Origin of the sequence: Caldalkalibacillus mannanilyticus JCM 10596 (assembly GCF_000615945.1) — a bacterium.
Classification (GTDB): Bacteria; Bacillota; Bacilli; order Caldalkalibacillales; family JCM-10596; genus Bacillus_AT; species Bacillus_AT mannanilyticus.
This window is the reverse complement of the sequence record NZ_BAMO01000006.1, coordinates 99,288-125,504: the sequence shown is the minus strand read 5'-3', so window position 1 is coordinate 125,504 and position 26,217 is coordinate 99,288. Positions and strand designations below refer to the sequence as shown.

The following is a 26,217-nucleotide window of genomic DNA, read 5'->3' as shown; positions in this document are numbered from 1 at the left end:
AAGAAAGTATAATAAATAAGGAGGAATGAAATATGGCTGAAACGATGGCAACTCAACTAACAGATGAACTTCTACCGCTACTTCAGAAGGAGCGTTTTGTCACGTTATCAACAATTGATTTTGAAACAGGTGCACCTAACGTAAGCGCCATTTCTTGGATTTATGCTCCAAATACATCTGTCATCAGATTTGCTGTAGATAATCGTTCAAGAATTGTCCAAAATATTGCGCAATCAAATCAGGTTGTTCTCACATTAATAGGAGCAGGCTCATGTTATGCGATTGCCGGGGAGGCAACACTTGCTATTGAGAAGATGGAAGGGACTCCATTAAAGCTGGCTCGAATTGATATTGCGGTTAAGGAAGTAAGAAATGTGATGTTCTATGGATCTAGAATATCTGTAGAACCAGAATACGAAAAAACATATGACGCAGAAGCGGCTGCTAAGTTAGATAAGCAAGTCATGGATGCATTAAAAGCTTAGTCAATTCGTAAGGACAAGTGAATATATGATTTTATTATGGTAATAGTAACTTGTCTTTCATGTTTCACATAATATCAAAAATAGTACAACAATAAGGTACATCACTTAGAATAAGGGGTGTACTTTATTGTTGTAAGCGACAAACTCTCCCCAAAGATACGGTTATTGCAATCAGAGAGGTTATTTACAATACCAGAAATGGAAGGAGAATGAGATGGAAGAAAGAATAAAGGATTTAGTCGATTTTACGAGAGAAAAGTACGGGTTAGCAGAATACGATCTACATACATGGGACATTTGCCGCCACAAAACGATTTTTAAGGATACAGTTTATACGCTAAGCATGGAATGGTTTCCAAACCATGAAAAAGATTGGGAAGATGAGGGGTGTAATCCAAAGGGAACGGCTTTTATTGAGATAGATATCCATACAAGGAAGGTCAAAAAAATAATCTTTGTAGGTGGAATTTCTTATACTGACAGTATGACTTTTGATTGTAATGACAATGGTGGGATCATCAAGTGGATTGAAAAGGAAGCAGATCTGAAATATGGACAGCAATTTGAGTTTTGGAAAGAAAAAGAAAGAGTGCTTCATTTCAGAGAATGTATTGATGGTGTTGCTGTTTCTCCATCTGGATATATTGAGTTGAGGCTTGATGAGGCAGGTAAGCTCACGCTATTTTCTATTTATGGTCAGTTTCCTAATGAGGCCTCAGTAAAGCAAGAAGCGTATGTACTTTCAATTGATCAAATAGAAGAACGGGCAAAAAAACAATTAACGTTGGTGGAATTTCCTGTTGAAAAAAAGAAGAAGTTAGTTTCTGTCTATGCGTTTGAAGAGATTTTTATAAAAAATGATTGTTCCTCTACTATACCAGTTGAATTTATTGTTGATGTTAAAGCTTATTTGCAAATAAACAAAGAAATAGAGTGGGATTATCAAATTAACAAACCTTTTCACAAAAAAGAAATATCTTTAGTTGAGGAGATCACACCTGAACAAGCATTTCAGCGTGAACCACATCCAGATCTTCAACCAATCACAGAGGAGGAAATCCCAAAGTGTATTGAAGCCATTCAAAAATTTTTAAGTCAAGAATACACGAATGATTCAGGGAGATGGATACTAAAATCGTTACATCGAGATAGGGGATACATCCAAGCTATATTGATGGCAAAGGAACAGAAAGAACGTGTGTTTAAAAGAAAATTGAAGCTTGTCATTGATTCGAAGACATATGAAGCCTTAAATTACATGGACAATGAACCGTTTTTAGAGATCTATAAAGACTTAAAAGCAGCGGAGGAAATAAAGGTTACGAATGAGGAAGCATATGAGAAAATTAAAGACATGATAGAACTGAAACCTTATTATGTATATGATTTCGAGCAAGGCTACTATGTCCTATGTGGAAAGTTAGATTGTCACTATGCAGTAAAAGCCTCTAGTGGGGAGGTTGTTGAAGTAAGTGAATTGGAATAGAACGATAGCCTCTATACCAGCAGTTGAGGAAAACTCCATCTGCTGGTTATTCGACTTTACCAAGAGCTATGCCTCCACCGACTTCGAACGTTTCTGCTGCTTTCGTACTTTCTCCACAATGAAAAGAAGCAACAGAAGAAACACGCCAAAGACAGAAGTGAAGAGGGTCCAATATTTCATCACAAATTGTAAGTGATAGGTTACGTTTGGATAGATCACGAGAGAAAGAACAATTAGGATAAGGGCTAGAGGGAATAAAAGAGGCCGATAATCCTTAAGCGACATAACTGACCTAGGCCAAGAGCTGTTGCGTAAAAAAGAACCGTTAATTTAAGAAAGATCGTGATCATCCATATTCCTGCCACTACCGCTTCAATTCGTTCAATAAAATCACCGATGCTAATCCTCTTGGCTAATAGATAGCTGGGAAAAATACTTCTAGCGGAAATATCCTCACCCAGAACGAGGATCGACAAACTAGTGACGATGATGAGGAACGTTCCTCCTATCAGCCCTCCCTTGAGGAATGCTTTTCCAGCCTGCTTTGCTTTGTTCACATAAGGAAAAATCATTAAAAAAACGACCATTTCAAAAAAAGGAAAGCCGACAAATTGATAGGCGCCGCGAAAAACAGGAAGCATTCCTTCATCGAGAATGGGTTTAGCTCGGTCTAAACTCACTTCTGGGAGAACAAAAATGACGAGAATCGAAAACATGAGCAGAACCCAAGGGAAGAAGATCTGAGCAGTACGTGCTAGAACCTCCATTCCTAATCGGGCTCCCATAACGACAATAGCAGTAAAAAGGATCAATATAGCTTCAATAGGTGTTTCGCCTAAAGTATGTGTAATCATAAATTCTCCAATATCTCTTAAATCAAGGGCAGAAATAAGAAAAAAATAAGCTAGGTAGAGAAGCGATACCAAGCTGCCCATCCATTTTCCTAGCACCGCTTGGTGGTACTGAATAAAAGTTGTATTCTTCATTCTTCTACCCACCATGTTATAGAGACAGATGACAAGGAGCCCCATTCCCACTCCTAGAATAGCAGTGATCCAAGCATCTTGTTTTGCTTCGATGGCAAGCATCGAAGGGAGTAACAAAATAGGACTTCCGATCATAGAAAGAGTAACAAGGAGAGTAAATTGATTTGGGCTTATTTTACCGTTTTCGATCACAGCCGATCACATCCTTTCGTCTAATTAGGAATGGATTCGATAAGAAAATCTCGTAAAGGCTTAAATAGGCTTTCAATGAAATGTAGAGGGTTGAGAATAGTATGGTCAAGAATATGAAAACTGCTTAGCAGAACCCCAGTTCCCAGCAAGATAGAAAAAGCCCATACCTCCCTTGTTCGTCTTTTTTTTAGCAGCGGTGGAATTTCAATGAGTGAAAATATGGCAGCTAACAGGAGAATTCCAAGAATAAATAACATAGATCCTCCTCACTTTCTTTTAAAGGTGTTGGCTATCGTTCCTACTCTTCTTATTTTGGCATCTACAGTAACATTCACTTCTAGCTGGACAAAATGCTGATCCCAATCATCCTTCAGCTTCTTCCAAGCCTGCGGTTTTTGTCTATAAATCATATCTCCAAAGCCAAAAATATCAACCTGGTATTCTTCTTGTACATTTTTAATACTACGCATTATTTTTTCTTGGACGATGGTGGCAATCTCTTTTTCTTTTTGCTTTATTTGTTGAGGGTCAGCCAAATCGATTTGATTACACTCTACGTCCGATATATCTCCTTCAAGCTCGAAGGAAAGATCGATGGTTGGCTGCGAATCCTTCATGATCACTTTTACTTTTCTAGAAGCACGTATGAGGTCGTATCCAATATACCCATCACCAGAGCAATTTGTATTAATAATCGTGCTTTCCACCGCATTCCGGATGTAGTTGTATGCTTTGCTTTCATCTTCATCTAGCCAGCCGATGAGTTTATCTTCTCGAAAGATTCCCATTCCTGAGTAACGAAAATTGACAGGAGCTTCACTTGTCTTTACGTTATCTTCTTTTTTTCCTTCCTCAGGATTTCCTATAATTTGAATACCGGTAATGACAGGATGTTTTCCTTCGCTCAAAATGTCGTGGATTAGCTCATCTAAAAAAACACCATCTGTCTCCGCCCATTTTCTTGATGAGGTTTCCAGGGAATGGAACATTTTGTTGGCTGGAAGCTTCTCGATAGGGTGAGGAGTTGAAGAACCTGATGAGCCGTCACTTCCCTGGTCACAGCGATATAAAAATCGGTCCTTAATTCGCGATATCTGGAAATGAAATCAAGAGGCTTCGCAATTCCTTGCTTGGCTAACTCCTCACCTAAGAAAACCATTCGGACATGGGCAAGATAAACTTTATTAGGGACTTGCTTGGTCATTTTTCGCATGGCTTCATGGATCGTTTCGCCTGTCGATGTATATAAACTAACAGGGGTATCGTATCCTCCTCCTCCCATTCCTTCGACAACCTCGCTTGGGTTGAGAATCTGAACAGATACCTGATATCCCTTCTGGTCCTCTAGAGCATCAATACCAATGGCGGAAGCAATGCTCAATTCGTTGAGTTCTCTCCTGTTCCAACAGCTTGTTAACAAGAGAAGAATAAAAATAATAAGGATGCCTTTCACGATTTTTGGGAGCATTATTCGTTTCCTCCAGACTCATTGCTTCTATTGGGTGGTTTCCCTGGAGAGGAGTTTGCTTCTCTTTTATTGTTGAATTGACTTAGTAAGCGTGGTCTTGCAAACATTCCCCAAATTGGAACGCGTAGGATGCTGTCTTTTTGGTCATCCATAATAAAGGGAGCCATTGGTGACATGAAAGGAATTCCAAAGGAACGTAAACTGCATAGATGGAGAACCATTGCGATAATCCCTATGGTGATGCCAAATAAACCAAATGCCGCCGCCAATCCCATCATGAGAAAGCGGATCATACGTATGGCAATTGCCATATTAAAGGAAGGGAAAACAAAGTTAGAGATGGCTGTAATGGAAACGATAATCACCATTGCTGGAGAAACAAGTCCTGCTTCTACAGCTGCTTGTCCCAAGACAAGAGCACCAACAATGGAGATGGCTTGTCCTACTGCTCGTGGCATTCTGACCCCCGCTTCTCTCAGGATTTCGAAGGTGATCTCCATTAATAGCGCTTCAATAAAGGCGGGAAATGGAACGCCTTCTCGATTCGCTACAACGCCAATTAATAGCTCTGTGGGCAGCATTTCTTGGTGAAAGGTTAGGATAGCTACATAGAAAGCGGGTGCCAATAGAGCAATGAAAAAGGTTAAAAATCGTAAGAGCCGTATGATAGTAGAGATATCAAAACGCTGATAATAATCTTCGCTCGCTTGAAAGAATTGCATAAATAAAGCAGGAACAATAAGGACAAAAGGAGTACCATCTACGAGAATCGCGATTCGACCTTCCAAAAGGTTGGCAGCTACAGAATCTGGGCGCTCGGTATTATACATCGTAGGAAAGGGGGTATAGGTTTCATCTTGAATGAGTTCCTCGATATATCCGCTCTCCAGAATCCCATCAATATCGATCTTATCTAAGCGTTGATGAACCTCTTCGACGATTTTGTCGTTAACAATCCCTTTGATATACATAATAGCAATACTTGTTTTGGTCACTCTTCCAATTTCCTTGGTTTCTAGCCAAAGCTTTTCAGATTTGATCTTGCGTCTGATTAAAGAGGTGTTTGTTCGTAAGCTTTCGGTAAACCCTTCCCGGGGTCCACGAATCACGGTCTGTGCCTCAGGTTCCTGAACCCCACGATTTTCCCAGCCGCGTGTGCTGCATATAATTCCTTTTGTCATTCCATGTACAAGTAATATGGTGTCGCCTGACATAATGCTTGTGTATAACGTGTTATATTCCTCAACAATTTGTGCTTCAGCAACCTCTAAAATAAACTGATAAATAAACTCGATTTTATCGTTTGTTGCTGACAATTGATGAATCAATGTAGAGGTTCTCGTATCAATAAGCAAGGTTTGCACGATGTCCTTAGGAATATCTTTATCCACCAGCCCCTCAACATACACAATGCAACATTGAATTTCTCCATTTTCTCCCGTGTTAAATCGCCGAATGACTACATCTGTGCTTTTGCCCGTTTCTTCTTCTATCTTTTGTATGTTTTTTTCAAGCTCAGTAAAAATGGGAGCAGAATCTTTGTTCTCAGTAGATGATAGATCAAATCTTTTTTTCCTTGATTTCTTTTCTGTTATTTTGCGTATTGTTTTTTTAAATCCCATATGTTGACACCTCTTTTTTATAACCTTCCCCATCTTTTTTTTTTCATGTAAAAAAAATACACAGCGCCCTGTAGTACGGATCGCTGTGTGTTTTTATATGGGATTGTTATCGCACGCGGTCTTAGCGTGGAGGCTCCTGTTGTGGAGTAAGTCTATTCTCTGTTCGTTCCTGTGGGGGTTCCTCCGCTTCTTCAATCTGGCGCGGAATCTGAGGCATAATACGTCCGACAATCTCAGCCAGCTCGTCCATGACGCCTTCGATAGGTCGTCCTTGGCGAATATCTTCTGCCATTTGCCTTAATCTGTAGTTCGTATCAATATCGGCTGTCACAATGGCATAGGCTCCTTTGGGATCGGATTTTAATGCTTCAGCGACCGTATATTTAATCGTTCCTACTCTTGCACGATCTAGAGTGGCATCGAGGTCAATTCCAACAACTGCCCAACGACCAACGACGACGGCTGTCGCATCATTGACCTGTTCTACTCTTGTCGCTAGCTTTACTAATCTTTCTGCCACTTCTTGAGCATCGCGATTGCGATTAGGGGTTTGTGGTGCTTTGGTACCTTGATTAAACCCTCGCATGTTTTGTTGAGGAGGAACATGATGGAGGTCATAGCCTTCAGTACCACGTGTCTGATTTTGGTTCACAAAGCCTTGTCCTTGCTGGCTCCGATTGATGTACCCATGGTCATATTGTGTCATATAGCCTTGCTCGTTTTGTCGAGTAAACCCAGTTAAATTCGGGTTTTCTCTAACTGTAAAGGGATTTGCATTTTGATATGGATAGGTTTCTCTTTGGAAGCCTTGTGTTTGGTTCTGATCTAAGCCTTGTCCTTGTATATTTTGCTGTTGATTTGCCGGATTACATCCTGCGATAAACAGAATGAGTAGAAGAATGAGTATGGAGCTGTTTCTAAGCAGTTTCATGCAAGTTCATCCTTTCTCCAAACGATGATTGAATCATCATTTTTATTTACCTATAGTTTATCCGTCTATATTTAATCCATGAGTCATACATTTAAAAATAACAGCTATTGAGATTATTACTTTTTACCAAAAATCCTAACTTTTGATCAACCAAAGGGAGGCGGAATCTTGAAAAAGATCTATGTCTTAGATACGAATGTGCTATTGCAAGACCCTCACGCTATTTTTTCTTTTGAAGACAATGAAATTGTTATACCAGCCGTTGTACTTGAAGAAATTGATTCTAAAAAAAGGTATATGGATGAAATAGGGAGGAACTCACGTTATTTTTCGCGTATCTTAGATCAGTACCGAATGAAAGGAAAATTGCATGAGGGAGTTCAATTAGAAACGGGTGGAACTCTTCGAATCGAATTGAACCATAAATCTTTTTTAAAGCTTCAAGAAACATTTATCGAAAAGACGAATGATAATCGAATTATTGCTGTTGCTCTCAATTTACAAGAGGAGGAACAAGAAAAAGGGAATCCCAGACCTGTCATCTTAGTTAGTAAGGATGCCTTGGTTCGTGTAAAGGCGGACGCATTAGGAATCCCGGCGGAAGACTTTCTTTCTGATCAGGTTGTACAATACTCCAAAAGCTATTCGGGGAGTATTGAAATCAGGGAAAGGAAAGAAACCATTGATTTATTTTACTCTCAGCATAAGCTAGCGTTGAAACAGCTCCAACAAAACAGAAAACTTTTCCCTCATGAATTTGTTATCTTGAGGGATGAATTAGGTTCTTCGGCATCAGCGATTGGAAAGGTAGGAGTGGATGGTAAATCCATTCATCCCTTAAAATTTAGTGAAGATCATGTTTGGGGTGTGAAGCCTAGAAATGTTCAACAAAAAATGGCATTTGAGCTATTACTTAACGACCATATTCCGCTTGTGACCCTAACAGGAAAAGCGGGAACAGGAAAAACATTGCTTTCATTAGCAGCAGGCCTATTAAAGATTGAAGATGAACATAAATATCAGAAGCTGCTGGTAGCTCGTCCAGTTGTCCCTATGGGAAAAGATATAGGATATCTGCCTGGTGAAAAGGAAGAAAAGTTAAGACCGTGGATGCAGCCCATCTTTGATAACTTAGAGTATCTTTTTAGTACGAAGAAGCCAGGAGATTTGGATCGGATCTTAGCAGGGTTAGGAAGTACCATTCAAGTCGAAGCCTTAACTTATATTCGAGGACGGAGTATTCCGGAACAATTTATTATTATTGATGAGGCTCAAAATTTAACTAAGCATGAGGTGAAAACGATCATTACTCGTGTCGGAGAAGGGAGCAAAATAGTCCTAATGGGTGATCCAGAACAAATCGATCATCCTTATCTTGATGAATCAAACAACGGTTTAACCTATGTAGTCGAGAAGATGAAAGAACAGGGGATTAGTGGTCATATCCGCCTAGAAAAAGGAGAACGCTCCCCACTTGCTCAGCTTGCGGCTCAACTCCTCTAGAGGTACAATAGGAAGGAATAGAGGATAAAAGGTGGTAATAGTAAATGAACTTATGGATGCAACCCTTAGGTCCCATACAAACGAATGGATATGTTCTTTCCAACGATAAGGGAGAGGCGATTATTTTTGATCCTGGAATGAACCCAGAACCAATGCTTGAACACATAGCCGACTTACAGGTCAAAGCGATTCTGTTAACACACGCTCATTTTGACCACATTGGAGGCTTAGAAAAGGTTAGGCAAGTGACTAAAGCTCCTGTCTATATCCATGATCTTGAAGCAGAGTGGCTTACTGATCCTGCACAAAATGGATCATTAAGATGGGAGATGATTACAGGACCGATTTCTTGTCAGCCAAGGGACAAGGCACTTCGCGATGGGGATCTTCTGGTGATCGCAGGATTTCAAATTGAAGTGATTCATACACCTGGACATTCTCCAGGAAGTGTTTCCTTTTATCTCAGTGAACCAGGGATCTTAATTGCTGGAGATACGTTGTTCCAGAACTCGATTGGCAGAACGGATTTACCAGGTGGAGATTATGATACTTTAATGACAAGCCTTCGTGATCGAATCATGGTTTTACCTGAAGAAATTAAAGTCTATCCTGGTCATGGACCCGCGACAACCATTCAACAAGAGTTAGCGTTTAATCCATTTATCTCAGGTAGATAGACATGTTGGAATATTTGCGAGAAAAGATTACGCATTCGCCTACCCAATCTATTTCCTTTTATGAATATATGACCGATTGCTTATATCATCCGCAGCTGGGCTATTATATGAATGAAAGAGAAAAAATAGGAAAACAGGGAGATTTCTATACAACAAGCTACATTCACTCGGTGTTTGCTGAAGTATTTGTTGATGTGGCTGTCACTATTTTTAAGCAAATAAATGAGCCGTTCACCTTTTGTGAGATGGGGGCTGGAACCGGACTTTTTTCTAAGCAATTTTTGGATGCCTTACAAAGGAAGTATCCAGAGATCTATCAAGGAAGTACATACCTCATCATCGAAAAAAGTTTGTACCATCGCCAAAAGCAGCTTGATCTCTTAAGCGCCCATAGGGATAAAGTAATATGGCTTGAGGATCTTGAACATACTGGGGAGCTGGGACAAGAGTTCACATATCCCAAATATAAAGGAATTTTTTTCTCCAATGAATTAGTTGACGCTTTTCCTGTTCATCTTATTGAGAAGAAAAACGGACTTTTATTTGAGGTTGGAGTTGCGTGGAATGAAAAGGAATACAAGCTCTCCGAAATTCTTCATCCTTTAACGAACCCAGAAGTTCAAGCGTATGTAGAAAAAGAACAGCTTGTCTTATCGGACGGACAACGTCTAGAAGTTCCTTTAGCAGCTCAGGAATGGGTCAGTGAAGTCGCCAATTGGATGGAAGAAGGAATTTGGTTGACTATTGATTACGGATATTCTCACCAGGAATTAATGAGTCCTCTTCATCGCAAGGGGAGCTTACGGTGCTATCGTGATCATAAATGGGACGAGAATCTGCTTGATCAGCCAGGTGAAAAAGATATCACTTATCACATCCATTTTGATGCTCTCTGCTCCAAGGCAGAGCAGCTTGGATGGACGAAGCTAGGGCTAGCTCGACAGGACGAATTTTTGCTTAATGCAGGGATTCTTCAGTTTATTGAAGAACATTCTGGAGGAGATCCATTTCATCATCCTGTTATTAAGAAAAACCGTGCCATTCATTCTTTGATTGCTCCAGATGGAATCAGTCGAGCCTTCCAAGTGCTTACTTTGGGAAAAGGAAGATTTCTAAAGCAGTCGTATCCTTTTTTGCAATCCTTTAATATGAACAATTATCTGGCGAAAAAAAGTCGATAGCATGGTCATAATCTCATCTTCTGCCTATACGTATTGACTTGAATCAAGCAATAGAAAATCCCTGCCGCTTTGGGCAGGGATTTTATTGTTGAGCTACTGGCTTCCGCCACCAGCCTATACTTACATAATAAATGTTGTATAGTATGTAAATCCAACAAAAAAGAGTACTAAATATCCAGCAAAAATGTAGATGTAACCTTTTTCGGATAAGTTCAAATAACTTAAGGCTAAAAATACCGCAGTTTGGGCAAAGAACAATAATGACATACTTGGCATATGTCCAATATAAGCTAAAAGTGCAAACAATCCTGTCCAAAAAGCGAAAACTCGATACATGCGAGCCATCCCCAAATCCCTCCTTTATCACTACTCCAATTGCTCTCTGTTCATCATTTTTTATTATAAGTGAGAATGATTCAACTGTAAAGAGAAATGGATGGCTGGGCAGCTGGATTCGAACCAGGGATCACGGAGTCAAAGTCCGTTGCCTTACCGCTTGGCTACAACCCAGCAACATCTATTATTATGACCGAAGAGTAAGAAGATATACATTCAAATTGATCTTTTATCCTACTAAAGGATTGATTGTGCTAAGATAGTAGTCAGTAGTGAAGGATGAAGGAAAGAGAGTGAAGAGAAATGATCAGTTTGTGGGGATTTATGGGAGCAGGGAAAAGCACAATTGGGCAGGAATTTGCCAAACTGCATGGCTGGAAGTGGATTGATTCGGACGAGCAAATTGTGCTACAGGAAGGATGCTCTATTCCTGAGTTGTTTCGCCATCATGGAGAAGCGTATTTTCGTCAGCTTGAAACTCGGTTTATTACGAATCTGAAAGAAAAGAAAACACGGGATTCAGCGGATTCTACCATTCTAACCACTGGAGGTGGAATGCCGGAACGAGCAGAGAATCGAAAAATACTAAAGGAGTTGGGTAATTCCTACTATATTTATCTGCCTTTCGAAGAGATTGTGCGTCGGCTGGAAAGCGATGAGAGCAGACCTCTATGGAACAAGAATGAATTGGAGGAGATGAGGGCGCGTTTTACTCGAAGGGAGAAGATTTATGCCGAGGCGGACAAGATCATTCACGCCTTAGGGAAAACGCCCCAGCAGATCGTAGAAGAGATTGCACAAGATCTAGACCTATAGGCTTTCGCCCTTTCTAAAATAGTTCATAAAAAATCGAAAATTTCCGTTGACGGATAGGGAAACCTCTATTAATATATATAAAAACAGGTAATATATATATAAATCATAGTGGTTTAGTAAGGATTTAAAGATGGCTGCTTCAGTGACTTGTTAAGCTCCCTATGAAGAAACGGAAAGGACGGTGTAAGAAATGCTCATTTATGTTGCGATTGGTATTGCCTTATTTTTCGCCATGAATATAGGAGCTAGTGGAGCGGCAGCCACTATGGGTGCAGCTTATGGCGGAGGAGCAATTAAGAAGAGAAGGGCCTTACTCGTCGCAGCCTTAGGGGTTTTTCTAGGAGCGGCGATCGGTGGAGGAGAAGTTGTAAAAACAGTAGGAAGTGGCATTATTCCTACTAATCTGCTCGGTGTTGAAGTCGTGATTATCATTTTATTTTCGGCTACATTCACTTTGTTTATTGCCAATCTCATGGGTATTCCTTTATCAACGAGTGAGGTAACGATTGGATCGGTAGTAGGAGTCGGGATTGCTTTTCAAAGCTTATACCTTTCGAAGCTATTTTATATCGTTTCTTTTTGGATTATTGTACCCATTGTTGCTTTTTTAATGGCTTTGCTGTTAGGAAAACTGATTCTTTCGGCAGAAAAACGCTGGCCACAGTTGAAGGGAAAAGGGAAATGGGGAATATGGCTTGGAGCCTTGCTTATTTTCACCGGTTTCCTGGAGGCTTTCTCCGCAGGAATGAATAATGTCGCGAATGCGGTAGGTCCTTTAGTGGGGGCAGGGCTAATGGATGTGACTACAGGAATTGTAGTTGGAGGAGTTTTTGTTGCTTTAGGTGCTATTTTTCTAGGAGGGAAAGTCCTCGAAACCAATGGGAAGAAAATTACTAAATTAACGTTATTACAGGGGAGTGCGGTGTCAGCGACTGGTGCTACATTAGTTATTATTGCTTCTATATTTGGGATTCCAGTTCCTCTGACTCAAGCGACCACATCAGCTATTTTAGGGATTGGTACAGCCAAAAACGGCTTTCGTATCTGGCAAAAGGATGTCATTAAGCAGATTATCAAGGTCTGGATTGTATCTCCTGTTGCTTCCCTCGTTGTATCCTTCAGTTTAGTGAAGGCAATAGTAGATCCCAACCCATATACTTTAGTCGCTGTTTTAAGTGTCTTTATTGCTACGGTCGGAATGTTCAGCCTCTATAAGACCATTAGTCGAGAGAAAAGTGCGATACATGACCAAGGGGGAGGAATATAAAATGTCAAATGCTATATCGTTCGATACTCTACATGAACAAGAGTATGTGCGCATTAACCAAGAATTGAGTGCATCAGATACGCTCGATGTGATTAAATGGGGCTACAAAACCTTTGGAGATGAGTTGGTTTATGCCTGTAGTTTCGGTGCTGAGGGGATGGTCTTAATTGATCTGATCAGCAAGGTGAAGAAGGACGCTAAGATTGTTTTTCTCGATACGAATGTTCATTTTAAAGAAACTTATGAATTAATTGATCGAGTCAAGGCTCGGTATCCACAATTACAAATTGAGCTGAAGCAACCGCATATGACATTAGAGGAGCAAGCAAGCCTCCACGGAGCTGAGCTCTGGAACAGTCAACCTGATCTATGCTGTCAGATTCGAAAAATTCAACCATTACATGAAGCTTTATCAGGGGCAACGGCTTGGCTTTCAGGCTTGCGCAGAGAGCAATCGCCCACTAGAGCCAACACTCAATTTGTAAATCAAGATCGAAAGTTTAAATCGATCAAGCTATGTCCCTTGATTCATTGGACGTGGGAGGATGTTTGGAATTATATTAAAGCCTTTGAACTGCCCTATAATGAACTTCATGACAAAGGGTATCCCAGTATTGGCTGTGAACATTGCACCTTACCAGTCGAAGAGGGTGGAGATGAAAGAGCGGGACGCTGGGCTAATACGAAGAAAACAGAGTGTGGACTGCACACGTAAATAAGGAAATTGGAATGAAGCACGAGCGTAAACAAACAAAAATAGAAATGTGAAAACATTAGGAGGAACTAGACATGAGTTTAAGTCAACCACATGGAGGAGAATTGATTCACCGTATTCAACTGGACTATTCCGTAGATGGAATGGCTAAGGAGATAGAGTTAGATAATTTTGCCTTGTCTGATTTAGAGTTAATTGCTAATGGAGCCTTTAGTCCCCTGACAGGATTTATGGGGGAAGCTGATTATGCGGGCGTTGTTGAGAAGATGCGCCTAGCTAGCGGACATATCTGGAGCATTCCTATTACTCTTCCTGTGACAGAAGAAAAGGCTGCTGAGCTTACAGTAGGAGAACAGGTCAAGCTTGTTTTTGCTGGAGAAGTATACGGTGTTATCGAAGTCCAAGAAATCTACCAACCAGATAAATATGTAGAGGCTGAAAACGTCTATCGTACAACAGACCTTGCTCATCCTGGGGTGAAAAAGTTATTGGAGAGACCAAATGTGTATGTTGGTGGACCTATTACCTTGGTGAAACAACCAGAGAAAAATAACTTTAAAGAATTCTATCTGAACCCTACTGAAACAAGAGCAGAATTTGTCAAAAGAGGATGGAAGACAGTCGTAGGCTTTCAAACTCGTAATCCAGTACATCGAGCTCACGAATATATTCAGAAATCAGCCCTAGAAATTGTGGACGGCTTATTCTTAAACCCTCTTGTGGGAGAAACAAAATCAGATGATATTCCTGCCGATGTTCGTATGGAAAGCTATCAAGTGCTTTTGAAAAATTATTATCCATTGGATCGTGTATTCCTTGCTGTTTTTCCGGCAGCGATGAGATATGCAGGTCCTCGTGAAGCGATTTTTCATGCCATGGTAAGAAAGAACTATGGCTGCACTCATTTTATTGTTGGACGTGATCATGCTGGTGTCGGTGACTATTATGGAACATATGATGCTCAATTAATTTTTAACCACTTTACCGCAGAAGAACTAGGTATTATGCCTCTATTCTTTGAACATAGCTTTTATTGCAAAAAGTGCGGAAACATGGCTTCAACTAAAACCTGCCCGCATGACAAAGAGGATCATCTCATTCTCTCAGGGACGAAGGTTAGGGCGATGTTAAGCAATGGGGAGCTACCACCACCTGAATTTAGTCGTCCAGAGGTCGTAGAGGTCCTGATTAGGGGAATGAAGGTTCCATCAATTCAATCGTAAGCTACATGGATTTAGGGATTAGGAGAAATGGAGGAAAGGCAAATGGCTGAAGCAGTAGCAAAAAATATCGTTTGGCACAATGCAACCGTGGTGAAGGAGGATCGACATCAGTTGAACCAGCATAAAAGCTGTGTTCTCTGGTTCACTGGCTTATCTGGTTCAGGAAAGTCTACCTTGGCTAATGCAGTAGAAAAGAGATTATATGAGCTGGGGATCAGAACGTATGTCTTAGATGGAGATAATGTTCGACATGGTTTAAACAAAGACTTAGGATTTAGCAACGAGGCAAGAAAAGAGAACATTCGTCGAATCGGTGAGGTTTCTAAGCTATTTATTGATGCTGGAGTCATTACTTTAACAGCTTTTATCTCTCCTTTTGTTGAGGATCGTCAAGTAGCAAGGGATTTGGTTCAAGCAGATGAATTTATCGAAGTCTATGTCAGATGTTCTTTAGAAACCTGCGAATCAAGAGATCCTAAGGGCTTATATAAAAAGGCGAGAAATGGAGAGATTCCTGAGTTCACAGGAATCAGCTCTCCGTATGAGGAACCCGAAAATCCAGAGATTACCATCGAATCTGATCAATTATCGGTTGACGAGTCCGTGGATAAGGTGGTTCAATATTTAAAAGAACGAAAAATTATTCAATAAATGTAGTAAATATAAGAAGCTAGAACGAAGAGGAATAAAAGGGAAGTAGAAAAGTAGGTAAATTACGGGAGGGGAAATTATGGGATATAACAAAACGTGGGCAGATGATCCATCCAAGCTAAATGAAACAGAGGTTTTAAAGCTTCAAAAAGATGGTTTAGAAATATTAAATGAAATTGATAAATATGCAAAAGAAGGCTTCCATGCCATTCCGAAAGAAGAGTGGAACCTCTTTAAATGGGCAGGAATGTATTTGCAAAAACCAAAAGAAGATGGATATTTCATGATGCGTGTGAATATTCCTTCAGGTCTTATCAGTTACGAACAGGCGAATACTTTGGCAGGCATCGCTAAGGACTATGGAAGAGATATAGTCGATATTACGACTCGCCAGGCGATTCAGTATCATTGGTTAACGATTGAGCAAATTCCAGATATTTTTAAACGATTAGAGGCAGTAGGGCTTTCTTCTGTTGGTGCCTGTGGTGATATTCCTAGAACGATTATGGGGAACCCTTTGGCAGGAATCGATCCTCATGAGCTGATGGATACAACAGACATTGTTAATGATGTCTATCAGTTTTTCCAACGTAACTCAGATTTCTCTAACCTTCCTAGAAAATATAAAATGTCTATCTCGTCTAATATCTACAATGCAGCCCATGCTGAAATCAACTGTTTAGCGTTTGTTCCAGCAACGAAAGAAATCGACGGCCAAGAAGTGATTGGTTTTCATGTGAAAGTAGGAGGCGGACTTTCTGCCAAGCCATTCTTAGGACAAGAGTTAGACGTATTTATTACTCCTGAACGAGTGAAGGAAGCAGCGATTGCCATCACAACGATTTATCGTGATCATGGTTTCCGTGATAAGAGACATAGAGCACGTATCAAATACCTTGTTGCTGAATGGGGAGTAGAAAAATTCAAAGAAAAACTGGAAGAACTAATGGGAACATTACCTTCTAGAGGAACTGATCAATTTGTTGAATGGAATGCCGGTTACTTCTATGGGGCACACGAACAAAAACAAAAAGGGCTTAGCTATGTTGGTTTTAACGTTCCTGTAGGGCGAATGAGTGCTGATGAGTTGTTTGAGCTGGCGCGTATCTCCAAAGAATTCGGAAATGGAGAACTGCGTACATGTAACTCACAAAATATCGTCATTCCGAATGTTCCAAATGAAAAAGTGGAAGAACTATTAGGGCATGATATCTTTGAGCGTATTACGATAAATCCGCAAAACTTTATTGCCTACTCCGTATCATGTACAGGAATTGAATATTGTAATTTAGCTCTAGTGGAAACAAAAGAGCGCATGAGAAGAGTAGCTGAATACCTAGATGAAAATATCTCACTAGATACGCCTATCCGTATTCATATGGTCGGCTGTCCAAATTCCTGTGGTCAGCGACAAATTGCTGATATTGGACTTCAGGGTGTGCTGATGAAAGGACCAAACGGCATGGAAGAAGCTTTTGAAATCTATGTTGGTGGGACCTTAAACCATGGAGCAAAATTTAATGATAAGCTAAAAGGAAGAATAAAAGGGGATGAAATTGCTCTTGTTCTTAAAAAGTTAATTAGCTTCTATAAAGAAAAGAGAGAAGAAAATGAAAGCTTCTTTGCTTTTGTAAGTCGTGTGGGACTTCCTTCTCTTCAGGCTGAACTTGATCACATTCTAGCTCAAGCTGCATCCTAAGCTCAGGCTGAAAGGAGATTCCGATGAATCTTTATCGCTTTCAAGTTGTTTTAGAACAAAAAGAGGTCGATGTGATCATTGCTGCAAAGGATGATGAAACAGCTTTTCGATTAGCTCAGATTGAGGTGGAAAGACACTATTTAAAGCTCCCAGTGATCAAAGAAATGGTTCTCTTTGAGCGTAAGAAGCTAAGCGAAAAGGGTGGGGGTTATGTGTTAGATGAAGCAATGGATTAAGGAAGTAGCTAGGGGTAAGAAAGGTTCTAGAGATTTAAGCTATCAGGAAGCACAGCAGGCAGCTCAAGCAGTTGTACAAGGAGAAGCTACAGAGGCGCAGCTTGCCGCGTTTCTCGTAGCGGAAAGGCTAAAGGGTGAATCTCCTGCGGAGGTGTTAGCCTTTATTGAAGAATTTAAGCAAGCATCTCAGCGTATTCCAGTTTCGACTGAGCTACAGAAAAACATGATTGACTTCGCAGGACCTTACAATGGTCGAAAAACGTTTGCGGCAACTATCCCTGTAAGCTTATTACTAGCTGAGAGTGGGATTCCTGTCTATTTGCATAGTATCAAGTCACTCCCTCCTAAAAAGGGAGTGGCGCTTCATGAAATCATGGAGGCGTTAGGGATCTCAACATCATTTTCTCCAGAGCAGATTGCAGAGTGTTTAGAAGAAGTCAAGATAGGGATTGCCAATACAGAGCTTCTATGTCCACCATTAGTACAGGTGCGCAAGGTTCGTGAAGAAATTGGCGTTCGAAGCTTTTTAAATACAGCAGAAAAATCGTTAAATTTAGCTTCTGCCTCTTCGATTATGGTAGGAATTTTCCATAAAACCGTCTTAGATTTAAATGTGGAAATTCTTCGCCAATTAGGGTTTAATAAAAGTTATATCGTACAAGGTGCAGAAGGTTCAGAGGATCTTCCTATTCACCGCATCAGTTTCTTATATGACGTGACTCAGGATGAGGTTCGTTCCCTAGACTTGGACCCAGCTGAATATGGTCTGAAGCATCGGAAAGACCTGGAGAAAGAAGTTCTTACTCTTGAAGAACAGGTCACACTTATTCAGCAAATCCTCTCTGGAGAAAAGGATGAAAAGCTGGCTTATTACCGTGATCAAGTGGTGTATAATGCTGGGATCAAATTCTATCTATGTGGTAAAGCGCCAACCATTGCTGAAGGAATTTCTTGGGCAAATCAACAGCTAAAGAGTGGTGCAGGAGCTAGCCAATTAGACAAATGGAAGAAAAAACTAGACAGGATGTAAAAAAATTTAAAAAAGGTTTGAGACAAAGACTAACCTGTATACAACGGGTAGGAGAGGATAGAGCATACAATGACCAATGGAGTAGGGAAAGTTTATCTTGTAGGAGCTGGACCTGGTGACCCTAAGTTAATCACCGTAAAAGGAGCGGAAGTTCTAGCACAAGCAGACGTGATTGTATATGATCGATTAGCGAGTCCTGTGCTTTTGGACTACGCTAGAAAAGATGCAGAGTTAATCTACGTTGGGAAACTTCCTGATCGACACATTATTCCTCAAGATGATATCAATCAGATATTGGTCAATCAAGCGCAGCAAGGAAAAATGGTTGTTCGTTTAAAAGGAGGAGACCCCAGTATATTTGGGCGTGTTGGTGAAGAAGCAGAGTGCTGTGTTCAGCATCACATTCCTTTTGAAGTGATTCCAGGAATTACATCTGGGATTGCTGCTCCCATGTATGCAGGCATTCCATTAACACATCGAGATTATAACTCAACAGTGGCGATTATCACAGGTCACAAAAGAACGGATGGAAGAGGAGGAGTCGAGATTCAGTGGGATAAAATATCCACAGGAATTGAAACCCTTGTTTTTTATATGGGAGTTAAGAACCTCCCTTATATTAGAGAACAATTGATGGCTCATGGACGTTCTCCAAACACTCCAGTTGCTTTGGTAAGATGGGGAACACTTCCAGGACAAGAAACCCTAGTGGGTACACTTGAGAATATCGTGGAGAAGGTAGAGGAAGCTCAGTTTAAGCCACCGGCAATCATCGTCGTAGGAGAAGTCGTTCATCTACGTGAGAAGCTGCAATGGTTTGAAAAAGAGCTGTTAAATCAAGGAGAAGAAGTTAAAACAGAAAGATAGCAGCAAGATAACAGAAAGATAAACAGCAAGATACCAGTAAGATCATAATTGAAGTAGATAGGGTGAGAAGAGGATGTCTAGAACAGGAATACTTATTCTTGCACATGGTTCACGCAATGCAAAATGGATTCAATATATAGAAGAAGTGGTCCATTCTGTTCAGACAGAGCATCCCGTACAAATCGGCTATTTGGAGCTTGTGGAAGGGAAAAGCATTGCTGATGGAGTCAGAAAATTAAATGAACTTAGAGTAAGTCAAATTAAAGCGATCCCATTATTTATGTGTTCTGGTAGTACGCACTTAGAAGAAATTCAATATGCCTTAGGGATCATCAAAGAATCGAGAATTCCGACTGATTTGGAGCCTATTGATTCGGCAGCTGAGATCATTTGGATGCCACCACTTGATGATCATCTATTTGTCCTACAAATTCTTGATGAGAGAGTTCAAGCTTTAGTCAATCAAGCAGAGCAAGAGCATTTGCTGATTATTGCACATGGAAGTGAAATAGAGGGGTTTCAAGATGTGTGGGAAAAGCTGTTAGAAAACATCTGTCGTCATATTCAGGAGAAGTATTCTTTCGTCAGTACCACATATGCCACTTTACATCCAGATACAATACGGGAAAAGGCGGAAAGAATTAGCAGGATAGGTGAATTAGTGATCTTACCTTTATTTCTAAGTGAAGGATATTTTACGACACAACTCATTCCAAATAAATTAGAAGGTATTCAATACCGCTATAAGGGTCAAACACTTCTACCTCATCCATTGGTAAAGGAATGGATTGCAGAGGGTATTAATCAATAAGGAGGAATGATGATGGGATTATTAGAAGGGAAAGTTATCGTTATTACAGGTGCGGGTTCAGGATTAGGAAAGGAAACGGCGCTCCTTTTTGCCAAGGAAGGTGCTAAGCTAGCTATTTGCGGTCGACATGCAGACAAAATGGATCTCGTGGGTCAGGAGCTAGGGAACTCAGAAAGCATTTTCGTTGCTACAGCAGATGTGTCTCGAGAAGGAGAAGTTCAACAATTTATTCAAGCAACGCTGGCTAAATTTGGTCGAATCGACGTGTTGATTAATAATGCAGCTGTATTTGAAAGCTATCATATTGCCGACACGACCTTAGATTCTTGGAATTATCATCTAAATAATAATGTAACAAGTGCTTTCTTAATGACACGAGAATGTATTCCTGCCATGAGAGATCAAAAAAGCGGGAAAATCATCAGTATAACATCAAGCTTGGCTTTTACAGGAGCTGCTGGCTTTGGAGCTATAGTGCCAGTAAAGCCGCGCTTCAAGTTCTTATGTCTTCGGTTGATGAGGAAGAATCGGCAAATGGAATTGTAGCTCAATCCTTTGAGCCAGGAGTCATGAAATCAAATCTCCAAGGGTCAGGTGTTCATCCTTCAGTAGTCGCACCGCATCTATTAAAACTGGTGCTTACAGATAGTCGCTTTGCTGGGAAGGTTGTCAACATCGAACAATTAAATGCCTAATTGCTTGAATACTTTTTATGGGTGAGGGGCAGGCTGAGAATAAGCATATCGTTGCGAAGGAGTGGTTCTCACTTGTCCTCCCAAGATCTAATTAAATATCTAACCCGTGAACTCGTTCAATATGTAGATACGCCTAAAGATGAGCGACAAAAAAGAAAAGAGGCACGGAAGACGCAAAATTCTTCGTGGTCTTACCATTGGTTTGGCGTGATCCCTATCGCTATCAAGTTATTATTTCAGCGAAAGACAAAGAACAGAAGCAGAAGGAAAGCTACTTAGTTGATTTCTACTCTTCAATGAAGGTAGCGTCTTTTAGCTGAATAAGATAGTCCAACGAAAAAAAACGGATGCCGCTATCTTTTAAGCCAATATAGAGGGTGCGTTGGAAGGAATCTATAGGTTCCCAAGCATGTATAGAATCTATAGAGTAAAGCCCTCTCACCCCAGGCAGGATTTGACTACTAAAAAAAGAATCACGTTTCAAGTGAAGCTCTTGCATAAGAGCTTCTTTTTGTGTTGTAGTATGTTCATCTCCGTCCAACGTGGAATCAAAAAGCACCTGATCAGCTGAGGGTGGGTAGTGTACAATAGGCTCTGTTACCATTTGTTCTGACAGGACAACGTTGGCTAGCTTGTGGATAGGCTCTCCTTGCCAAAATGGTGTGACATCAGGAAAATGAACATGCTCATAGTGTTCGCCTGTAATAAGGTCAGTAAGGAAGGAGTCTTCATGAGTAGCCCACACTAAGCCATGATAAAAAAAATGACTCTCTAGTTTTTCTTGGTCAATGAGATTTCTGAGTGTCGAGGAGTCCATCATCCCATACTCAATAAGAACAAGAGCTGACGTGTGATCTTCTCCTACCATTAGATACCCTACTTCTTGTTCCTGATAGGTGATGAGAACGATCCATTGCCTGCTTCCGGGTCCAAAAGGATAGGACTCCCAAGAAGCAGAATGCCATATGCTAAATCTCTCATCCTCACTGCTTATTTGCTTAATCCAATCCTCTACTTGTTTTTTAAACTGTTCCTCCCAGTTCATCACGGTCGACTGATCCTGTTGTTTGTTCTTGAGGACGACCAATGCCTCTTCAGAAATGACAGTAACAGGGGAGAACAACAGCAATCCTGTGCTTAGCAGAATAAGCCATATGCTTTTGGTGTAGCTCTTTTTTTTATTTCCATTATTTTGTTGCATGAAGGCACTCCTTCCTTTTTGCAGATCATCCTACTTCCTATGCTTATCTTACCGAAAATATGCAAAACATCCTGTAGGAACCTGTCGGGTGAAATTTAGCTATTTTAGGTTTGTTTCATCGAATCATGCTTTGAAGAGGTTTCTGTAAGCTTGGTTTGGAGATAGATGATCCCTACGTTGATCGGGCTGACTTCGATTTTAGGACGATAACGATCAATTTCTTCTCGTTTTTTTTCAAGCAGTAGCATATCCTCTTCACTCGTTGAGTCAAAAAAGGACTTCATCAGTTCAATTTCCTCATCTAGACGTTGATTTGCTTCATCTGCCCAGCTTTGATCCTGTTCTGCTAAAAAGGAGCGGAGATGCTGTTCTATGTGCTGTGTGGCAGATGAAAGAGAATAAATCGGACGAAGAGTGAAATGGTAATCTGGTATTTTGGGTGTAAGCTGAACTTGTGTCAGTACCGTATCAAAATGAGTAAGGATTTGACCTGTGATCAGATTGAATCCAATGGGATAATAAAGATCCTTTTTTTGATCGCTGATGAATGAGATTTTATAGTTGAGCAATAGCCATGGAATCAGTCCTTGAGTCGAACTGGACGGGGATATTTCTTCATAGAGGCGAATATATTGCCCATGCTGCTTGGCAGAATGAAAGATCTGATGGAGCTCCAGCAACCGAACTTAATCAGCTCCCCTTGTACCTGTTCACCGGTTTTTTCTTCATCGAAGATAAAGGTAAGCTGCATGGGTTGGGGTTCAGCACCTGTTCTCTCTACGAACATCCAATAATAAGGTCGATTCGCTATATCTTTATCTACTTGGATGGATAACCGAGTCGTTAAATATGCTGGATCTTTGACCACAATTGCACATTCCTGAGCAAGAAGATATTGCTCTACAAAGTCACGTATTTCAGCCGAATTCATTAGGAATGTCCCTCCTCGATTTGATTCGTTTCGTTCACATAAGCTTCTTTCATCGATTGAATATATTGGGTAAAATTATCTAGTTTTATCTCGATTTCTTTCGTTGATTCAGAAGCTAAGAAGATTTCGGTTAGGTTATCCTCAATCGAGGTTTTAAGTTTCATTTTATCAATGATCTGATCTAATTCTCCAATAACCATTTCAAATAAATTAATTTTTTCATATAAGAGATAAAGGATATATTCCTCAATCGTTCCTTTGGTTGTCAGGTTATAGATGTGTACATCTCGTTTTTGTCCTAATCGATGGACCCGTCCAATTCGCTGCTCTACTCTCATGGGATTCCAAGGGAGATCATAGTTAATGATTCGATTACAAAACTGTAGATTGATCCCTTCTCCTCCTGCTTCTGTGGCGATAAGCACTTGAGCTCTTTGTTGAAATAATTCTGTCATCCAGTCTTTTTTGCTCCGCTTAAATCCTCCACGAAACGGAACAGAAGAGATGCCATGCTCATAGAGAAAGCGTTGCAGGTAATCCTGAGTGGCTCTATACTCTGTAAAGACGATCACTTTATCATCCACTTCTTGAATTAACTCGACCATTTTTTTTGCCTTGGAATGGTTATTAATTTCTTTGATCAAGCTCATGAGCTCCCAAATTTCTTTTCTGATAGGGGAGCCTTCTTCTGTTTTTTGATACATTTGATAGAGGGTGAGAAAGGTTGCCTCCCGACTGCTACAAATCTCGCGTTGTAAAGTAATAGTAGAGAATGCGCTGCTTACGCCTTGATGCTCTTGATATTGATTGCGCACAAACTGAGTGACAGAATCATATAACCTTCTTTCCTCAGTAGAAAGCTCTAAATGAATATTATGTACATGCCGTTTTGTAAAGTGAACACCTCCGTCCTTACGCATGTTTCGAATCATGACTTTCTTTAATAAGGCTTGTAGCTGCTCACTGTTCTTAGACTCTCTTTTTCCTTGAACAAAATTCTGATTAAATTCTGCGGGATCTCCTAGAATTCCAGGACGAAGGAGAGAAACGAGATTAAATAATTCAGAAAGCTCGTTTTGCACAGGCGTAGCTGTTAATAGCAAACAATACTTTTTCTTGAGCTGAGTGATAAATTCATAATTCTTTGATTTATGGTTTTTTAATTTATGAGCTTCGTCTATGATGATCATATCGTATTCTTGCTCTAATACATGGTCACAATGGGGAGGACGCTTTGCCGTATCAATAGAAGCGACTAAAATATCGTATTGCTTCCACATGTACTCTTTTTTTTGCGCCATGGCGGCAATTCCAAATTTCTGATTCAACTCTTTGGTCCATTGGATAACAAGAGAAGCGGGAACGAGTATAAGAGCTTTTTTCACCAAGCCTCGAATCATATATTCTTTAAGGATGAGTCCAGCTTCAATGGTTTTGCCCAGCCCTACTTCATCAGCCAAGATAGCCTTTCCGTGCATCTCTGTTAATACCTGTTGTGCAGCTTCAATTTGGTGCGGAAAAGGAGTGAGGGTGGCAGATGCTTTAGACACTCTAAGGAATCAAAATCACTGATCATGAGGTTTTTTTCTGCCTGCAATGCTAATTGAAATAGTTCGAGTTTATCCCAGGGCCCATCCTCTTTCATCTTTTTCTCCATGGTTTGAAGCCAATCGTGGTTAAAATGGACAGGAATATTCACAAGAAAGCACATCCTTTATGTCGATTTTGATGAAAATATGTCTGGAAATGAACATTGAATAATGATAGGATAAATATTGTACGGAATCATACATAGTATAGTCAAAATCTCGTAATAGAATACTCGCGAATGATTGCAGGAGGAGAGACCACAAGGTAGTTACTGTGGCGCCGAAGGAGCAAACCTGACATAGGTGAATCTCTCAGGCAAAAAGACTCTTGGATGACGCACCTCTGGAGAGAGTTCGGTATAGCGAACCACCAAAGGGGAAACCTTATCATGTATAAGGGTAACTCTCAGGTAAGATGGACAGAGAATACAGGGTCCCTGTATTTTTCTGTCCTTTTTTTGTATCCTACAGCAAAAGGATAAGAATGAACAAAATGTTTTTGGGGGTGTACGGATGACTCAATTATTAAGAACTCCGCTCTATCCTGTGTATGCAGAATACGGAGCGAAAACCATTGATTTTGGAGGATGGGATCTTCCCGTTCAATTTTCGAGCATTAAAGAAGAGCATGAAGCAGTACGTACAAAGGCAGGACTTTTTGATGTATCTCATATGGGTGAGGTGACAGTAAAAGGACCAGATGCCCTAGATTATCTTCAAAAAATGGTGACCAATGATGTTTCTACCTTGGTCGATGGAAAAGCTTTATATAGTCCGATGTGCTACCCAGATGGGGGAACAGTTGACGATTTGCTAGTCTATAAGAAGGCAGATCATGATTATCTGGTCGTGATCAATGCTGGAAATATTTCTAAGGATGTGGAATGGCTACAGAAGCATGTAGAAGGAGACGTTGAGGTCTTGAATGTGTCGGATGAAATGGCTCAGCTAGCACTACAGGGGCCACTGGCAGAACAAATTCTACAGAAGCTAACGACTGTCAATCTAGCAGAGATCTCTTTTTTTCATTTTAAAGATCAGGTAGATATAAACGGTATTCCAGCGCTTGTATCCCGTACAGGATATACTGGGGAAGATGGATTTGAAATCTATCTTGCTCCGAAAGATGCGATAGAGGTATGGAAATCGATTTTAGAGGTAGGCAGAGACGAAGGGGTTCTTCCGTGCGGTCTAGGTGCTCGTGATACCTTACGTTTTGAAGCAAAGCTTCCTTTATATGGTCAGGAAATAACGGCGGATATTACCCCGATAGAAGCAGGGTTAGGATTTGCTGTTAAAATAGATAAAGAAGTTGAATTTATTGGGAAAGAAGTTTTAAAGGAACAGAAAGAAAATGGAGCTCCTCGTAAGCTTGTCGGAATTGAAATGCTGGAGAGAGGAATTCCACGTCATGGCTATCCGGTATTTGTCGGGGAGAAAAAAGTAGGAGAGGTTACAACAGGAACGCAATCCCCTACCTTAAAGAAAAATGTAGCTTAGCCCTAGTAGAAACAGCATATGCTTCGATGGGTCAAGAGCTGGAAATCGAGATTCGTAATAAAAACGTAAAAGCGGTTGTGGTGAAGAGTCCGTTTTACAAACGTCCAAAATAATAGATG

General features: G+C 40.5%; 27 protein-coding genes, 1 tRNA gene, 3 pseudogenes and 1 riboswitch. Of the genes and pseudogenes, 19 read left to right on the top strand and 12 right to left on the bottom strand.

Annotated elements, in window-relative coordinates:
- Window positions 1-32: 32 nt before the first annotated feature.
- Together JCM10596_RS05465 and JCM10596_RS05460 are read left to right on the top strand one after the other, a co-directional pair.
- Window positions 33-485 (top strand): pyridoxamine 5'-phosphate oxidase family protein, encoded by a 453-nt coding sequence (locus JCM10596_RS05465; protein ID WP_025026251.1) that lies wholly within the window; start codon window positions 33-35, stop codon window positions 483-485.
- Window positions 486-699: 214 nt separating this feature from the next.
- Window positions 700-1,971, top strand: coding sequence for a hypothetical protein (locus JCM10596_RS05460; RefSeq protein WP_025026250.1), 1,272 nt, complete (start codon window positions 700-702; stop codon window positions 1,969-1,971).
- A 245-nt stretch (window positions 1,972-2,216) separates the two neighbouring features.
- Here the strand turns inward: JCM10596_RS05460 and JCM10596_RS24070 are convergent, their stop codons facing one another.
- From JCM10596_RS24070 to JCM10596_RS27545, 6 genes are all read right to left on the bottom strand, one after another.
- Entirely contained in the window at window positions 2,217-3,149 is a 933-nt protein-coding gene (locus tag JCM10596_RS24070) for a GerAB/ArcD/ProY family transporter (RefSeq protein ID WP_051541187.1), read from the bottom strand.
- A 20-nt stretch (window positions 3,150-3,169) separates the two neighbouring features.
- Complete coding sequence (locus tag JCM10596_RS05450) at window positions 3,170-3,406, bottom strand: hypothetical protein (RefSeq protein ID WP_025026249.1); 237 nt, start codon at window positions 3,404-3,406, stop codon at window positions 3,170-3,172.
- Between the two features lie 9 nt (window positions 3,407-3,415).
- The gene (locus tag JCM10596_RS27555; protein ID WP_081791919.1) at window positions 3,416-4,138 is read right to left on the bottom strand and encodes a Ger(x)C family spore germination protein; all 723 of its coding nucleotides are present in this window, start codon (window positions 4,136-4,138) and stop codon (window positions 3,416-3,418) included.
- The gene (locus tag JCM10596_RS27550; RefSeq protein ID WP_051541185.1) at window positions 4,078-4,617 is read right to left on the bottom strand and encodes a Ger(x)C family spore germination protein; all 540 of its coding nucleotides are present in this window, start codon (window positions 4,615-4,617) and stop codon (window positions 4,078-4,080) included. Before JCM10596_RS27550 ends, JCM10596_RS27555 begins: the two co-directional genes overlap by 61 nt.
- A complete protein-coding gene (locus JCM10596_RS05440) occupies window positions 4,617-6,239 on the bottom strand; it encodes a spore germination protein (protein ID WP_025026248.1) in 1,623 nt (540 codons plus the stop codon). Before JCM10596_RS05440 ends, JCM10596_RS27550 begins: the two co-directional genes overlap by 1 nt.
- 121 nt (window positions 6,240-6,360) lie before the next feature.
- Window positions 6,361-7,170 (bottom strand): YhcN/YlaJ family sporulation lipoprotein, encoded by an 810-nt coding sequence (locus tag JCM10596_RS27545; protein WP_025026247.1) that lies wholly within the window; start codon window positions 7,168-7,170, stop codon window positions 6,361-6,363.
- Between the two features lie 168 nt (window positions 7,171-7,338).
- Between JCM10596_RS27545 and JCM10596_RS05430 the strand changes: the two genes are divergently transcribed.
- The 3 genes from JCM10596_RS05430 to JCM10596_RS05420 are packed head-to-tail and all read left to right on the top strand — an operon-like array spanning window position 7,339 to window position 10,531.
- Window positions 7,339-8,673, top strand: coding sequence for a PhoH family protein (locus tag JCM10596_RS05430; protein WP_025026246.1), 1,335 nt, complete (start codon window positions 7,339-7,341; stop codon window positions 8,671-8,673).
- Between the two features lie 44 nt (window positions 8,674-8,717).
- The gene (locus tag JCM10596_RS05425; RefSeq protein WP_025026245.1) at window positions 8,718-9,350 is read left to right on the top strand and encodes an MBL fold metallo-hydrolase; all 633 of its coding nucleotides are present in this window, start codon (window positions 8,718-8,720) and stop codon (window positions 9,348-9,350) included.
- A gap of 2 nt (window positions 9,351-9,352) precedes the next feature.
- Entirely contained in the window at window positions 9,353-10,531 is a 1,179-nt protein-coding gene (locus tag JCM10596_RS05420) for a class I SAM-dependent methyltransferase (protein WP_025026244.1), read from the top strand.
- A 120-nt stretch (window positions 10,532-10,651) separates the two neighbouring features.
- Here the strand turns inward: JCM10596_RS05420 and JCM10596_RS05415 are convergent, their stop codons facing one another.
- Together JCM10596_RS05415 and JCM10596_RS05410 are read right to left on the bottom strand one after the other, a co-directional pair.
- Window positions 10,652-10,876 (bottom strand): DUF2626 family protein, encoded by a 225-nt coding sequence (locus JCM10596_RS05415; protein ID WP_025026243.1) that lies wholly within the window; start codon window positions 10,874-10,876, stop codon window positions 10,652-10,654.
- Window positions 10,877-10,968: 92 nt separating this feature from the next.
- Window positions 10,969-11,041: transfer RNA gene (locus JCM10596_RS05410), tRNA-Gln, on the bottom strand.
- Window positions 11,042-11,170: 129 nt separating this feature from the next.
- Here JCM10596_RS05410 and JCM10596_RS05405 point away from each other — a divergent pair.
- From JCM10596_RS05405 to JCM10596_RS05350, 13 genes and pseudogenes are all read left to right on the top strand, one after another.
- On the top strand, window positions 11,171-11,683 hold the full coding sequence (locus JCM10596_RS05405; RefSeq protein WP_025026242.1) for a shikimate kinase: 513 nt from the start codon (window positions 11,171-11,173) through the stop codon (window positions 11,681-11,683).
- 190 nt (window positions 11,684-11,873) lie between these two features.
- Complete coding sequence (gene cysP, locus JCM10596_RS05400; RefSeq protein ID WP_025026241.1) at window positions 11,874-12,950, top strand: sulfate permease; 1,077 nt, start codon at window positions 11,874-11,876, stop codon at window positions 12,948-12,950.
- A 1-nt stretch (window position 12,951) separates the two neighbouring features.
- A complete protein-coding gene (locus tag JCM10596_RS05395) occupies window positions 12,952-13,665 on the top strand; it encodes a phosphoadenylyl-sulfate reductase (RefSeq protein ID WP_025026240.1) in 714 nt (237 codons plus the stop codon).
- Window positions 13,666-13,739: 74 nt separating this feature from the next.
- Window positions 13,740-14,888, top strand: a complete 1,149-nt coding sequence (gene sat, locus JCM10596_RS05390) for a sulfate adenylyltransferase (protein WP_025026239.1) — start codon at window positions 13,740-13,742, stop codon at window positions 14,886-14,888.
- Window positions 14,889-14,930: 42 nt separating this feature from the next.
- Complete coding sequence (gene cysC, locus JCM10596_RS05385; protein ID WP_025026238.1) at window positions 14,931-15,539, top strand: adenylyl-sulfate kinase; 609 nt, start codon at window positions 14,931-14,933, stop codon at window positions 15,537-15,539.
- Between the two features lie 79 nt (window positions 15,540-15,618).
- Window positions 15,619-17,238: a nitrite/sulfite reductase gene (locus JCM10596_RS05380; protein ID WP_025026237.1), complete on the top strand. Its 1,620-nt coding sequence runs from the start codon at window positions 15,619-15,621 to the stop codon at window positions 17,236-17,238.
- 23 nt (window positions 17,239-17,261) lie between these two features.
- On the top strand, window positions 17,262-17,474 hold the full coding sequence (locus JCM10596_RS05375) for a DUF3906 family protein (protein ID WP_025026236.1): 213 nt from the start codon (window positions 17,262-17,264) through the stop codon (window positions 17,472-17,474).
- Window positions 17,458-18,504, top strand: coding sequence for an anthranilate phosphoribosyltransferase (locus JCM10596_RS05370; protein ID WP_025026235.1), 1,047 nt, complete (start codon window positions 17,458-17,460; stop codon window positions 18,502-18,504). Before JCM10596_RS05375 ends, JCM10596_RS05370 begins: the two co-directional genes overlap by 17 nt.
- A gap of 69 nt (window positions 18,505-18,573) precedes the next feature.
- Window positions 18,574-19,371, top strand: coding sequence for a uroporphyrinogen-III C-methyltransferase (gene cobA / locus JCM10596_RS05365; RefSeq protein ID WP_025026234.1), 798 nt, complete (start codon window positions 18,574-18,576; stop codon window positions 19,369-19,371).
- A 73-nt stretch (window positions 19,372-19,444) separates the two neighbouring features.
- Window positions 19,445-20,182 (top strand): sirohydrochlorin chelatase, encoded by a 738-nt coding sequence (locus JCM10596_RS05360; RefSeq protein ID WP_025026233.1) that lies wholly within the window; start codon window positions 19,445-19,447, stop codon window positions 20,180-20,182.
- Between the two features lie 6 nt (window positions 20,183-20,188).
- A pseudogene (locus JCM10596_RS24055) lies at window positions 20,189-20,712 on the top strand (SDR family NAD(P)-dependent oxidoreductase); the annotation flags it as partial.
- A 39-nt stretch (window positions 20,713-20,751) separates the two neighbouring features.
- On the top strand, window positions 20,752-20,877 hold the full coding sequence (locus JCM10596_RS31210; RefSeq protein ID WP_369345602.1) for a hypothetical protein: 126 nt from the start codon (window positions 20,752-20,754) through the stop codon (window positions 20,875-20,877).
- 21 nt (window positions 20,878-20,898) lie between these two features.
- On the top strand, window positions 20,899-21,156 hold the full coding sequence (locus tag JCM10596_RS05350; protein ID WP_234410410.1) for a YqzE family protein: 258 nt from the start codon (window positions 20,899-20,901) through the stop codon (window positions 21,154-21,156).
- A gap of 7 nt (window positions 21,157-21,163) precedes the next feature.
- Here JCM10596_RS05350 and JCM10596_RS05345 read toward each other — a convergent pair whose 3' ends face one another.
- The 4 genes and pseudogenes from JCM10596_RS05345 to JCM10596_RS24045 all read right to left on the bottom strand — a co-directional run bounded on the left by JCM10596_RS05345 (window position 21,164) and on the right by JCM10596_RS24045 (window position 24,720).
- A complete protein-coding gene (locus tag JCM10596_RS05345) occupies window positions 21,164-22,078 on the bottom strand; it encodes a hypothetical protein (RefSeq protein WP_025026231.1) in 915 nt (304 codons plus the stop codon).
- A 104-nt stretch (window positions 22,079-22,182) separates the two neighbouring features.
- Window positions 22,183-22,758 carry a YqhG family protein gene (locus JCM10596_RS27540; RefSeq protein WP_081791918.1) on the bottom strand — a complete coding sequence of 192 codons (576 nt, stop codon included), beginning with the start codon at window positions 22,756-22,758 and terminating at the stop codon, window positions 22,183-22,185.
- Window positions 22,659-23,009, bottom strand: coding sequence for a YqhG family protein (locus JCM10596_RS27535; protein ID WP_051541183.1), 351 nt, complete (start codon window positions 23,007-23,009; stop codon window positions 22,659-22,661). The genes JCM10596_RS27540 and JCM10596_RS27535 overlap by 100 nt, the downstream gene beginning before the upstream one ends.
- Window positions 23,009-24,720 (bottom strand): annotated as a pseudogene (locus JCM10596_RS24045) (DEAD/DEAH box helicase). The gene JCM10596_RS27535 and the pseudogene JCM10596_RS24045 overlap by 1 nt, the downstream one beginning before the upstream one ends.
- 117 nt (window positions 24,721-24,837) lie before the next feature.
- A riboswitch (glycine riboswitch) is annotated at window positions 24,838-24,936 on the top strand.
- A 175-nt stretch (window positions 24,937-25,111) separates the two neighbouring features.
- On the opposite strand from JCM10596_RS24045, the pseudogene gcvT reads away from it, so the two are divergent.
- Window positions 25,112-26,211: pseudogene (gene gcvT, locus JCM10596_RS24040) on the top strand (glycine cleavage system aminomethyltransferase GcvT).
- The last annotated feature ends 6 nt before the right edge of the window (window positions 26,212-26,217 follow it).

Excerpts from the sequence above, each read along its gene's own strand:
- JCM10596_RS05465 (WP_025026251.1), top strand. The coding sequence starts at position 33 with ATGGCTGAAACGATGGCAACTCAACTAACAGATGAACTTCTACCGCTA.
- JCM10596_RS05460 (WP_025026250.1), top strand. The coding sequence starts at position 700 with ATGGAAGAAAGAATAAAGGATTTAGTCGATTTTACGAGAGAAAAGTAC.
- JCM10596_RS05450 (WP_025026249.1), bottom strand. The coding sequence starts at position 3,406 with ATGTTATTTATTCTTGGAATTCTCCTGTTAGCTGCCATATTTTCACTC.
- JCM10596_RS27555 (WP_081791919.1), bottom strand. The coding sequence starts at position 4,138 with ATGTTCCATTCCCTGGAAACCTCATCAAGAAAATGGGCGGAGACAGAT.
- JCM10596_RS27550 (WP_051541185.1), bottom strand. The coding sequence starts at position 4,617 with ATGCTCCCAAAAATCGTGAAAGGCATCCTTATTATTTTTATTCTTCTC.
- JCM10596_RS05440 (WP_025026248.1), bottom strand. The coding sequence starts at position 6,239 with ATGGGATTTAAAAAAACAATACGCAAAATAACAGAAAAGAAATCAAGG.
- JCM10596_RS27545 (WP_025026247.1), bottom strand. The coding sequence starts at position 7,170 with ATGAAACTGCTTAGAAACAGCTCCATACTCATTCTTCTACTCATTCTG.
- JCM10596_RS05425 (WP_025026245.1), top strand. The coding sequence starts at position 8,718 with ATGAACTTATGGATGCAACCCTTAGGTCCCATACAAACGAATGGATAT.
- JCM10596_RS05420 (WP_025026244.1), top strand. The coding sequence starts at position 9,353 with ATGTTGGAATATTTGCGAGAAAAGATTACGCATTCGCCTACCCAATCT.
- JCM10596_RS05415 (WP_025026243.1), bottom strand. The coding sequence starts at position 10,876 with ATGGCTCGCATGTATCGAGTTTTCGCTTTTTGGACAGGATTGTTTGCA.
- JCM10596_RS05405 (WP_025026242.1), top strand. The coding sequence starts at position 11,171 with ATGATCAGTTTGTGGGGATTTATGGGAGCAGGGAAAAGCACAATTGGG.
- cysP (WP_025026241.1), top strand. The coding sequence starts at position 11,874 with ATGCTCATTTATGTTGCGATTGGTATTGCCTTATTTTTCGCCATGAAT.
- JCM10596_RS05395 (WP_025026240.1), top strand. The coding sequence starts at position 12,952 with ATGTCAAATGCTATATCGTTCGATACTCTACATGAACAAGAGTATGTG.
- sat (WP_025026239.1), top strand. The coding sequence starts at position 13,740 with ATGAGTTTAAGTCAACCACATGGAGGAGAATTGATTCACCGTATTCAA.
- cysC (WP_025026238.1), top strand. The coding sequence starts at position 14,931 with ATGGCTGAAGCAGTAGCAAAAAATATCGTTTGGCACAATGCAACCGTG.
- JCM10596_RS05380 (WP_025026237.1), top strand. The coding sequence starts at position 15,619 with ATGGGATATAACAAAACGTGGGCAGATGATCCATCCAAGCTAAATGAA.
- JCM10596_RS05375 (WP_025026236.1), top strand. The coding sequence starts at position 17,262 with ATGAATCTTTATCGCTTTCAAGTTGTTTTAGAACAAAAAGAGGTCGAT.
- JCM10596_RS05370 (WP_025026235.1), top strand. The coding sequence starts at position 17,458 with ATGAAGCAATGGATTAAGGAAGTAGCTAGGGGTAAGAAAGGTTCTAGA.
- cobA (WP_025026234.1), top strand. The coding sequence starts at position 18,574 with ATGACCAATGGAGTAGGGAAAGTTTATCTTGTAGGAGCTGGACCTGGT.
- JCM10596_RS05360 (WP_025026233.1), top strand. The coding sequence starts at position 19,445 with ATGTCTAGAACAGGAATACTTATTCTTGCACATGGTTCACGCAATGCA.
- JCM10596_RS31210 (WP_369345602.1), top strand. The coding sequence starts at position 20,752 with ATGAAATCAAATCTCCAAGGGTCAGGTGTTCATCCTTCAGTAGTCGCA.
- JCM10596_RS05345 (WP_025026231.1), bottom strand. The coding sequence starts at position 22,078 with ATGCAACAAAATAATGGAAATAAAAAAAAGAGCTACACCAAAAGCATA.
- JCM10596_RS27535 (WP_051541183.1), bottom strand. The coding sequence starts at position 23,009 with ATGAATTCGGCTGAAATACGTGACTTTGTAGAGCAATATCTTCTTGCT.